This is a genomic window from Blastococcus sp. TF02A-35 (assembly GCF_004571075.1).
Taxonomy (GTDB): domain Bacteria; phylum Actinomycetota; class Actinomycetes; order Mycobacteriales; family Geodermatophilaceae; genus Blastococcus.
Window position 1 is genome coordinate 84,557 of sequence record NZ_SPQP01000011.1, and the last position, 9,858, is coordinate 94,414.

Sequence of the window (9,858 nt, forward strand, 5' to 3'; positions counted from 1 at the left end):
TTTCGCCGGGTCCGCGGCGCCCCGGGTCCCTATGCTGCTGCCGCGCGGCGACGCAGAGGTCGCCGCAGGTCTGGAGGGCGCGCACATGGCCGGGACGTTGACCACCACGGACGGCGGCGGGGGCTCCTACCCCGCCGGCTCGGGCCGGAGCCGGCCGTCGATCAGGACGGTGGCGATCTGGACGGCGGTGGCGCTGGTCGGCGCCGTCTGCTGGGGCGTGCTCGCCATCGCGCGGGGCGAGACGATCTCCGCGCTGTGGCTGTTGTTCGCCGCGCTGTCGTCCTACGCGATCGCCTACCGCTTCTACTCGCGGTTCATCACCTACAAGGTGCTGCGGGCCGACGCCAGGCGCGCCACCCCGGCCGAGCGGCTGCAGAACGGTGTCGACTTCGACGTCACCGACCGCCGGGTGCTCTTCGGCCACCACTTCGCCGCCATCGCCGGTGCCGGCCCGCTGGTCGGCCCGGTCCTCGCGGCCCAGATGGGCTACCTGCCCGGCACGATCTGGATCGTCGTCGGCGTCATCTTCGCCGGGGCCGTGCAGGACCTGGTCGTCATGTTCTTCTCGATGCGCCGCAACGGGAAGAGCCTCGGCCAGATGATCCGCGAGGAGATCGGCCTCGTCGGCGGCATCGCCGCGCTGATCGCCGTCTTCGCGATCATGATCATCATCCTGGCCGTGCTCGCGCTGATCGTGGTCAACGCGCTCGCCGAGTCCCCGTGGGGCGTCTTCTCCATCGCGCTGACCATCCCGATCGCGATCTTCATGGGCATCTACCTGCGGGTGCTGAGGCCCGGCCGGGTGCTCGAGGCCACCGGCATCGGCGTCGCCCTGCTCCTCCTGGCGATCGTCGGCGGTGGCTGGATCCAGGACACGGCCCTGGGCGACACGCTGACGCTGTCCAAGGAGTGGCTGGTCCTGGCGCTGGTCGTCTACGGCTTCGTCGCCTCGGTGCTGCCGGTCTGGCTGCTGCTCACGCCGCGCGACTACCTGTCGACCTTCATGAAGATCGGCGTCATCGTCCTGCTGGCGGTCAGCCTGGTCGTCGCCCGCCCGGTCATCCAGGCCGACGCCGTCAGCGACTTCGCGCGCGAGGGCACCGGCCCGGTGTTCGCCGGCAGCCTGTTCCCGTTCGTGTTCATCACGATCGCCTGCGGCGCCCTCTCCGGCTTCCACGCCCTCATCTCCTCCGGCACCACGCCGAAGATGGTGGCCAAGGAGGGCCAGGTCCGGCTCATCGGCTACGGCGGCATGCTCATGGAGTCCTTCGTGGCCATCAGCGCGCTGATCGCCGCCGTCGTCATCGACCAGGGCCTCTACTTCGCGATGAACAGCCCGGCCGGCGCCACCGGCGGCACGGCGGAGTCCGCCGCAGCGTTCGTCCAGGGTCTGGGCTTCGACACCACCGCCCAGTCCATCGCCGCCGCCTCGGCCGCGGTGCAGGAGGAGACGCTGGTCTCCCGGACCGGCGGCGCCCCGGCGCTGGCCGTGGGCCTCGCGCAGATCTTCAGCCAGGCGTTCGGCGGCGGCGGCCAGGCGTTCTGGTACCACTTCGCGATCATGTTCGAGGCGCTGTTCATCCTCACCGCCGTCGACGCCGGCACCCGCGTGGGCCGGTTCATGCTGCAGGACACGGTCGGCAACGTCTGGAAGAAGTTCGGCGACCTGTCGTGGCGGCCGGGCAACATCATCGCCAGCGCGGTCGTCGTCGGGCTCTGGGGCTCGGTGCTCTACATCGGCGTCACCGACCCGCTGGGCGGCGTCAACCAGCTCTTCCCGCTGTTCGGCATCGCCAACCAGCTGCTGGCCGCCATCGCGCTCGCGCTCTGCACGGTGCTGCTCATCAAGCACGGGAAGCTGCGCTACGCCTGGGTCACCGGTGTCCCGCTGGTGTGGGACCTCGTCGTCACCATGACCGCCAGCTACCAGAAGGTCTTCTCCGACAACCCGGCGATCGGCTACTTCGCGCAGCGGCAGCGGTACGCCGACGCGCAGGCCGCCGGTGAGGTCCTGGCCCCGGCGCAGGACCAGGGGCAGATGGACCAGGTCATCTTCAACTCCACGCTCAACGGCATCCTGCAGTCGTTCTTCGCGCTGCTGGTGCTCGTCGTGGTCGCCCACGCGGCGGTGGTGATCGCCCGCGCGGTCAAGGCCAACGGGCTGCCCACCACCGAGGAGCCGGCAGTGGAGTCGAAGCTGGTCGAGCCCGCCGGGCTGTTCGCCACCCCCGAGGAGAAGCGGGCCATGGCCGACCGCGACCGGCTGGTCGGTGCGGGGGCCGGCCGCAGCGAGGCGGAGGAGAAGTGACCGCGGCCCTCGCCCGCGCCTGGCAGGGCGTGCGCTGGTACCTCAAGGAGTTCACCGGGGAGGCCCGGTGGGACGACTACCTCGCGCACTGCGCGGAGCACGGGCACACGCCCGTGAGCCGGCGGGAGTTCGAGCGCCGGCGCGCCGACGCGGCGGAGGCCAGCCCCATGAGCCGCTGCTGCTGAGCACGCCCTGATGCGTCAGAGGGTCGCTGTCCCGAGCCGGACAGCGACCCTCTGGCGCAAGCGGGCGGCTGCTACTTCCAGCGGGCGCTGATCGAGAGCGCGGCCAGCGCGGCGGCGCCGGCGGTGGAGGTGCGCAGCACCTCCGGGCCCAGCCGGACCGGCTCGGCGCCGGCGGCGCGGAAGGCCACCACCTCGCCGTCGGTGAGTCCGCCCTCGGGGCCGACGACGATGACGACCACGCCGGTCGAGGGCACGGTGAGCTCGGCCAGCGGACGGCGGGCCTGCTCGTGCAGGACGACGGCGAGGTCGGCGTCGCCCAGCATCCCGGCCACCTCGCGGGTGCTCATCGGGTCGGTCACCTCGGGCAGGCGGGGGCGGCGGGCCTGCTTGGTCGCCGCCCGCGCGGCCGCCCGCCACTTGGCCACGCCCTTCTCCACCCGGTCGTCGCGCCAGCGGGTCACGCAGCGGGCCGCCTGCCACGGGACGATGCGGTCGACGCCCAGCTCGGTGGCCAGGTCGACGGCCAGCGGTCCCCGGTCGCCCTTGGGCAGCGCCTGCACGAGCACGAACTCCGGGTCGGGCGCGGGGACCTCGAACCGGTGCTGCACCGCCACGCGGAGCCCCTCGGAGCCGGCGGCGAGCACCTCGGCCTCGGCGACGGTGCCCTCGCCGTCGCCGACGTGCACCCGCTCACCGGGCTGCAGCCGGAGGACGTCGACGGCGTGCCGCCCCTCCTGCCCGTCGACCAGCAGCTCGGCGACGTCCGGCAGGTCCTCGACGAGGAAGAGCGGAGCGCCGTCGAGCTCGGGCACCTCGGTGCTCATCGGCTCAGCGCCCGTTGAAGGCGTCGCGGACCCGGGAGAACAGGCCGCCCTGCGCCTCGCGGTGCGACTCGGGCTGGTCCTCCCCGCGCAGCGCCGCCAGCTCGCGGAGCAGCTTCTCCTGCTCGGCGTCCAGCTTGGTCGGCGTGGTCACCTCCACGTGCACGACGAGGTTGCCGCGCCCGGTGGCCCGCAGCCGCGGGGCGCCGTGCGCGCGCAGGGTCAGGACGCTGCCGGACTGGGTGCCCGGACGGATGTCCAGGTCCTCCTCGCCGTCGAGGGTCTTGAGGTTCAGCGTGGTGCCCAGCGCCGCCGCCGTCATCGGCAGCGTGACGCGGCAGTGCAGGTCCTCGCCGTCGCGGGTGAAGACCGGGTGCGGGAGCTCGTGCACCTCGACGTAGAGGTCGCCGGCCGGCCCGCCACCGGGGCCGACCTCGCCGTGCCCGGTCAGCCGGATGCGCATGCCGTCCTCGACCCCGGCCGGGACCTTCACCGAGATGGTGCGCCGGGCCCGCACGCGGCCGTCGCCGGCGCACTTGGGGCAGGGCTCGGGGATGACCTGGCCGGTCGCCGCGCAGGTCGGGCACGGCCGGCTGGAGACGACCTGGCCCAGGAAGCCGCGCTGCACGCTCTGCACCTCGCCGCGCCCGGAGCAGGTGGCGCAGGTGACCGGGTGGGTCCCCGGCGCGGTGCCCGCCCCGCTGCAGGTGTCGCAGAGGACGGCGGTGTCGACGGTGATGTCCTTGGTGGTGCCGAAGACGGTCTCGTCGAGCTCGAGCTCCACCGGGATCAGCGCGTCGCGCCCCGCGCGGGTGCGGCTGCGCGGGCCGCGGGCCGCGGCACCCCCGAAGAAGGCGTCCATGATGTCGCCGAGGCCGCCGAAGCCGGCCGCCCCGCCGAAGCCGCCCGCGCCACCGCCGGAGTCGAACGGGTCGCCGCCGAGGTCGACGATGCGGCGCTTCTCCGGGTCGGTCAGCGCCTCGTAGGCGCGGGTGACCTCCTGGAAGCGCTCCTTGGCCTCCGGGTCCGGGTTGACGTCGGGGTGCAGGTCTCGCGCCAGCCGGCGGTAGGCCTTCTTGATCTCGCTGTCCGACGCCCCCTGGGCCAGGCCCAGCACGCCGAAGTAGTCGGTTGCCATGGGTGTTGTCTCGTCCTCAGCTCTCGGCCAGCAGATGGCCGACGTAGCGGGCCACGGCGCGGACCGCGGCCATGTTCCCTGGGTAGTCCATGCGGGTCGGGCCGACGACGCCGAGGCCGCCGAGCGGCCGGTCCGCCGAGCCGTAGCCCACGGTGACCAGCGAGGCGCCGGTCAGCGCCTCGTGCGCGTTCTCCTCGCCGATCCGCACCAGCACGGTGCCCGCGTCGACCTCGCTCATCAGGCGCAGGACGACGACCTGCTCCTCGAGCGCCTCGAGGAGCGGGCGCACGCTGCCTCGGAAGTCCAGGGCGCTGCCGTGCGCGAGGTTCGCCGTCCCGCCGATGACCAGCCGGTCCTCGCTGGGCTCGACCAGCGTCTCCATCAGCGTGGTGCTGACCGTGGTGACCAGGCCGCGCAGGTGCTGCGGCGCCGTGTCCAGCAGGCCGGGCACCTTGTCGCCGGCCTCGGCCAGCTTGACACCGGCGAAGGCCTGGTTCAGCAGGGCGCGCAGCTCGGCGACGGCGCCGGCGTCGACCTCGACGGGCGAGTCGACCACCCGCTGCTCGACCCGGCCGGTGTCGGTGATGAGCACCAGGAGCAGCCGGGAGGCCGCGACCTGCACCACCTCGAGGTGGCGGACGGCGCTGCGCGACAGCGTCGGGTACTGCACGACCGCGACCTGCCGGGTCAGCTGGGCCAGCAGGCGGACGGTGCGGCCGAGCACGTCGTGCAGGTCGACGGCGCCGTCGAGGAAGCGCTCGATCGCGCGGCGCTCGGCCGCCGACAGCGGCTTGACGGCGGAGAGCCGGTCGACGAAGAGTCGGTAGCCCTTGTCGGTGGGCACCCGGCCGGCGCTGGTGTGCGGCTGGGTGATGTAGCCCTGCTCCTCCAGCACCGCCATGTCGTTGCGGATGGTCGCCGGGGACACGCCGAGGTCGTGCCGCTCCGCCAGGGCCTTGCTGCCCACCGGGTCGTTGGTGGAGACGAAGTCCTGGACGATGGCCCGGAGCACCTCCAGGCGACGTTCGTCGTGCGCCACGGTGACACCTCCCCGTACCGGTCGACGCGCCGTGCGACGCCCGCGGGACCGAGTCCCGCCACGGCCCTCGCGGGCTGGCACTCGCACGAACAGAGTGCCAGGCCAGCATACGCGAAGCAGGCCCTCCTCCCCCTCGGCGACGAGCCCTGTCCGGGCCCGTCCGGGAGGACGGCGCCACCCCCGGTCCGGCGGCTAGGGTGGGCACGGTCGGTCGCCCCACCGGGGCTGAGAGCGGAGGTCGGTCCCCTGATCTTCAAAGGTGTGCGCGACGGTCGCCCCTACCCCGACCACGGCCTGGCGCCCCGCGACTGGGCCATGATCCCGCCGCGCCAGGTGCGGATCGACACCCTGACGACGACGAAGCGAGAGCTCGCGCTGGACGCGCTCCTGGCCGACGACTCGACCTTCTACGGCGACCTGTTCCCGCACGCGGTGCAGTGGCAGGGCGAGCTCTACCTGGAGGACGGGCTGCACCGCGCGCTGCGGGCGGCGCTGCAGCAGCGCAACGTCATCCACGTGCGGGTGCTGGACCTGGACTCGGCGAACCCGGTCGACACCCGCACCGGGCCGGACACCGCGAGCATCCCGGCCCAGCCCCCGGTGCCCGGCCCGCGCAACGGCTGAGCCGCCGCGCGGGCCGTACGGCCGGTCAGGCTGCGGCGGTGCAGGCCACGCAGGTGCGGGCGAAGGGCCGCAGCTCCAGCCGCTCCTCCGGGATGGCGGCCCCGCAGCCGGTGCACCGGCCGTAGGTGCCGGCGTCGATGCGGGCCAGCGCGGCGTCGATCTCCTCGACCATGCGCTGCAGGTCGGCGCTGCGGCGCTGCGCGACCGGGTCGGGCACCGAGGTGGCGCACTCGGCGAGGGCCTCCTCGCGCTGCTGCACGCACCCGGCGCGCTGGTCCTGGAGCAGGGCGCGGAACCGGTCCGCCGAGGCGGCGGTCATGGTGTCGAGCTGGGCGGACATGCGGATCTCCTTCTGGCAACGCGGAAGGACGCGGTCACCGGGCGGTGGCGCGTCAGGAACGGGCGGTTGCGACTCCGGGTGGAGTCAGGAGGTGCGCGGCGGGGCCCGGTCCTGGCTGCGTCGGAGGACGTCCAGTCCTCGCAGCCCTCGGGCTCGCCGGTTCATCGCCAGGGCGAGCAGCATGCCGCCGGAGAGGGCGGGTGCCGCCGCGGGGCGCAGACCGCGCGGGGACACCGTTCGGAGGAACGCGTACGCGTCCATCGCCGACACCCCCTTGCTCGCCCCGGCGCCGTTGCCGGAACGGGGACCATAGCCCATGACGTGCGCCACGAACCCGCCCTTTCGGGTGACGTCGTGGGACGTCGCCCACGGGTGACGAGGGGCGGGGCCCTCAGTCCGTGAGGTCGCGGACCACCGCGTCGGCCAGCAGCCGCCCGCGGTCGGTGAGGACGGCGAGGCCCCCGGCGTGGGCACCCGGCTCCAGCAGCCCGTCGGCGACGGCGGCCGCCGCCCGCGCCCGGCCGACGTCGGTCAGCGCGGTGAGCGGCAGCCCGTCGCGCAGCCGCAGCCCCAGCATCACCGCCTCCAGGGCGCGGTCGGCCTCGTCCAGCAGCTCGCTGTCCTGGGCCGGGCTCTCGCCGCGGGCGAGCCGGTCGGCGTAGGCGGCCGGGTGCTTGACGTTCCACCAGCGCAGCCCGCCGACGTGGCTGTGCGCCCCCGGTCCCACGCCCCACCAGTTGGCGTTGGCCCAGTACAGCTCGTTGTGCCGGCAGCGGGCGGCGTCCGAGGTGGCCCAGTTGGAGACCTCGTACCACTGGAAGCCGGCCCGGCGCAGGGCGGCGTCGGCCTGCTCGTAGCGGTCGGCGAGCACGTCGTCGTCGGGCATCGGCAGCTCGCCGCGCTTGATCCGGCGGGCGAGCCTCGTGCCCTCCTCGACGATCAGCGCGTAGGCGCTGACGTGGTCGACGGCGGAGGCGAGCACGGCGTCCAGCGAGGCGGCCCAGTCGGCGTCGCTCTCCCCCGGCGTGCCGTAGATCAGGTCGAGGTTGACGTGCTCGAAGCCGGCGGCCCGCGCCTCGTGCGCCGCCTCCACCGCGCGTCCCGGGGTGTGCCGGCGGTCCAGTGCGGCCAGCACGTGCGGGGCGGCGGACTGCATCCCGAGGCTGACCCGCGTGTAGCCGGCCTCCCGCAGCCGGGCCAGCGACGCCGGGGTGACCGTCTCGGGGTTGGCCTCGGTGGTGACCTCGACGTCGGGCGCCACCGGGAACAGCTCGTGGACCGCACCGAGGACGGCGGCCAGGTCGTCGGCCGGCAGGAGCGTGGGCGTCCCGCCGCCGACGAACACGGTGGAGACGGTCGGCAGGTCCGGCCCGAGCGTGCGCGCGGCCCGCTCCAGCTCGGCGATGGCGGTGCCCGCGTACTCGCTGCGGTTGGCGCCGGGGCCCAGCTCGTCGGAGGTGTAGGTGTTGAAGTCGCAGTAGCCGCACCGGGTCGCGCAGAACGGGACGTGCACGTAGAGCCCGAACGGTGTGCTGCTCAGCCCCTCGCGGGCGCTGTCGGGGAGCCGGTCGGGGCCGGGCGCGCCGGGCGGGAGACCGGCGTCGTTCAGCAGCGGCAGGACGGTGTTCATCTGCTCCCAGTGTGCCGCGCTCGCCGCGCGGACCGGCAGGATGCCCGGCGTGACCTCCGACCAGGTGCTGCAGGTGTCCGTGTCGCGGGGCGTCGCGACGCTCACGCTCGACTCCCCCGCCAACCGCAACGCGCTCTCCCGGGCGATGCGCGCGCAGCTCCGGGCGGCGCTCGAGCAGGCGCTGGCCGACGACGCCGTCCGGGCGGTCGTGCTGGACCACACCGGCCGCGTGTTCTGCTCCGGCATGGACCTCTCCGAGGCCGCCGGTGGCGCGAGCGAGGACCAGGGGGTGCGCGAGTTCCCGGAGCTGCTGGAGGTGGTGTGGTCCTCCCCGAAGCCGGTCGTGGCGGCGGTCCGCGGCCCCGCGCGCGCCGGTGGGGTGGGGCTGCTGGCCGCCTGCGACGTCGTCGTCGCCGCGGAGTCGGCGACCTTCGCCTTCTCGGAGGTGCGGCTGGGCCTGGTGCCGGCGGTCATCTCGGCGGTCGTGCTGCCCCGCATGGCGCCGCACGTGGCGCACCGGCTGATGCTCACCGGCCAGGTCTTCGACGCCGCGGCCGCTGCGGCCGGCGGGCTGGTCGACCTCGTCGTCCCCGACTCCGACGTCGACGCCGAGCTGCGCGCGCAGCTGGTGCACCTCACCGCGGGCGCACCGGCGGCGCTGGCGGAGACCAAGAGGCTGCTGCGCGCCCGGCAGGGGGCGCTGTCCTTCGACGACCTGCTCGACCTGTCGGCCCGGTTCTTCGCCGGCGAGGAGGGCCAGGAGGGCATCGCCGCGTTCCGCGAGAAGCGTCCCGCCCGCTGGGTGCCGACCGAGGGCTGACCTCCGGCGTGGCAGCGCAGGCTGCGGGCGCCACGACTGCTCTCATGGCCGCGTGAGGCTCCGCGACGCGCTCGGCATCGGCCCGGTCGGCGGGACGGTGGTGCCCGTGTCGGTCTGGCTGCCGGTCCTCCTCGTCGTCTCCACGGCGGCCGGCGCCCTGCTCGCGACCCTCGAGCGCGAGAGCGTCTGGCTCCAGCTCGCCGTCATCGCGGCCGCCACGGCGCTCGTGACCGCCGTCAGCACCGCGGTCACGCGTCGGCTGGAGCGGCGGCGGGCCCGCTAGCGCAGCCGGCGGGTGTTGTCGGGCAGCCGCTCGGTCACACCGCGGGCGTCCAGCCACTCCATGAGCGGGACGGCGACCCGGCGGCTCGTGCCCCACGCCTGCCGGGCCTGGCTCAGCGTGAAGGGCTGCGGGACGGTCGCCAGACGGGCCCGTGCCACGCCCTCGACCTCCGGCGCCAGGTAGACGCCCTCGCCGACCTTCACCAGCTGCCCGCTGCGCACCGCCGCGGCCAGCTCCCGCACGCCGAGGCCGGCGGCCACGAGGTCGGGCGCCTCCGGGGCGGCGAACGGGTCGAGCACCAGGCGCGCGCGGATCTCGTCGACCGCGCGCTGGAGGGCCGGCGGCAGGTCGGCCGACCCGTCGACGACCCGCCCCTCCCGCAGCAGCAGCGGCTCGCGCACCAGCGCCGTCACGAGGTCTGCGCCGGGCAGGTCGAGCGCCCGGCGGACCACCTCGGCCGGCGGCCCCGGCTCCAGCGGCCGCAGCCGCCGGTACCGGGCGACGACGTCGGGCACGCGGGCGCTCAGCTCGTCGGCGAGACCGGGCGCCAGCAGCCACGGCCCGTGCTCGGTGGCGCCGGCCGGCACCGGCCAGCCCATCGCCGCACTGGTCGACCGGGAGACCGCGGCCTCGCCGCTCCAGCCCGCCGCGGTCGAGTTCCGGTCCGACG

11 protein-coding genes and 1 pseudogene are annotated in these 9,858 nt (G+C 74.8%); 5 read left to right on the forward strand and 7 right to left on the reverse strand.

Annotated features, from left to right (window positions below; genetic code table 11):
- The first annotated feature begins 31 nt into the window (after positions 1–31).
- Both E4P43_RS07830 and E4P43_RS07835 read left to right on the forward strand, forming a co-directional pair.
- Entirely contained in the window at positions 32–2,308 is a 2,277-nt protein-coding gene (locus E4P43_RS07830) for a carbon starvation CstA family protein (protein WP_245158998.1), read from the forward strand.
- Positions 2,305–2,493, forward strand: a complete 189-nt coding sequence (locus E4P43_RS07835) for a YbdD/YjiX family protein (RefSeq protein WP_135144900.1) — start codon at positions 2,305–2,307, stop codon at positions 2,491–2,493. The genes E4P43_RS07830 and E4P43_RS07835 overlap by 4 nt, the downstream gene beginning before the upstream one ends.
- 71 nt (positions 2,494–2,564) lie before the next feature.
- On the opposite strand, the gene E4P43_RS07840 is transcribed toward E4P43_RS07835, so the two are convergent.
- From E4P43_RS07840 to hrcA, 3 genes are read right to left on the reverse strand one after another with little or no spacing between them, the layout of a single operon-like run.
- Positions 2,565–3,317, reverse strand: a complete 753-nt coding sequence (locus E4P43_RS07840) for a 16S rRNA (uracil(1498)-N(3))-methyltransferase (protein WP_135144901.1) — start codon at positions 3,315–3,317, stop codon at positions 2,565–2,567.
- A 4-nt stretch (positions 3,318–3,321) separates the two neighbouring features.
- Positions 3,322–4,452 carry a molecular chaperone DnaJ gene (dnaJ, locus tag E4P43_RS07845; RefSeq protein WP_135144902.1) on the reverse strand — a complete coding sequence of 377 codons (1,131 nt, stop codon included), beginning with the start codon at positions 4,450–4,452 and terminating at the stop codon, positions 3,322–3,324.
- A gap of 16 nt (positions 4,453–4,468) precedes the next feature.
- Positions 4,469–5,491 carry a heat-inducible transcriptional repressor HrcA gene (gene hrcA, locus E4P43_RS07850; RefSeq protein WP_135144903.1) on the reverse strand — a complete coding sequence of 341 codons (1,023 nt, stop codon included), beginning with the start codon at positions 5,489–5,491 and terminating at the stop codon, positions 4,469–4,471.
- A gap of 246 nt (positions 5,492–5,737) precedes the next feature.
- On the opposite strand from hrcA, the pseudogene E4P43_RS07855 reads away from it, so the two are divergent.
- Positions 5,738–6,028: pseudogene (locus E4P43_RS07855) on the forward strand (type II toxin-antitoxin system VapB family antitoxin); the annotation flags it as partial.
- A 112-nt stretch (positions 6,029–6,140) separates the two neighbouring features.
- On the opposite strand, the gene E4P43_RS07860 reads toward E4P43_RS07855, so the two are convergent.
- The 3 genes from E4P43_RS07860 to hemW form a co-directional block, all read right to left on the reverse strand.
- Positions 6,141–6,455, reverse strand: a complete 315-nt coding sequence (locus tag E4P43_RS07860) for a TraR/DksA C4-type zinc finger protein (protein ID WP_135144905.1) — start codon at positions 6,453–6,455, stop codon at positions 6,141–6,143.
- 84 nt (positions 6,456–6,539) lie between these two features.
- The gene (locus tag E4P43_RS19840; protein WP_167759112.1) at positions 6,540–6,773 is read right to left on the reverse strand and encodes a hypothetical protein; all 234 of its coding nucleotides are present in this window, start codon (positions 6,771–6,773) and stop codon (positions 6,540–6,542) included.
- Between the two features lie 73 nt (positions 6,774–6,846).
- Positions 6,847–8,190 carry a radical SAM family heme chaperone HemW gene (gene hemW, locus E4P43_RS07865; RefSeq protein ID WP_245158999.1) on the reverse strand — a complete coding sequence of 448 codons (1,344 nt, stop codon included), beginning with the start codon at positions 8,188–8,190 and terminating at the stop codon, positions 6,847–6,849.
- Here hemW and E4P43_RS07870 point away from each other — a divergent pair.
- A complete protein-coding gene (locus tag E4P43_RS07870) occupies positions 8,135–8,905 on the forward strand; it encodes an enoyl-CoA hydratase-related protein (protein ID WP_135144906.1) in 771 nt (256 codons plus the stop codon). The genes hemW and E4P43_RS07870 overlap by 56 nt on opposite strands.
- 52 nt (positions 8,906–8,957) lie before the next feature.
- The gene (locus tag E4P43_RS07875; protein WP_135144907.1) at positions 8,958–9,188 is read left to right on the forward strand and encodes a hypothetical protein; all 231 of its coding nucleotides are present in this window, start codon (positions 8,958–8,960) and stop codon (positions 9,186–9,188) included.
- Here E4P43_RS07875 and E4P43_RS07880 read toward each other — a convergent pair.
- On the reverse strand, positions 9,185–9,858 hold a 674-nt coding region (locus E4P43_RS07880), incomplete at its 5' end, for a SelB C-terminal domain-containing protein (RefSeq protein WP_209313778.1). The genes E4P43_RS07875 and E4P43_RS07880 overlap by 4 nt on opposite strands.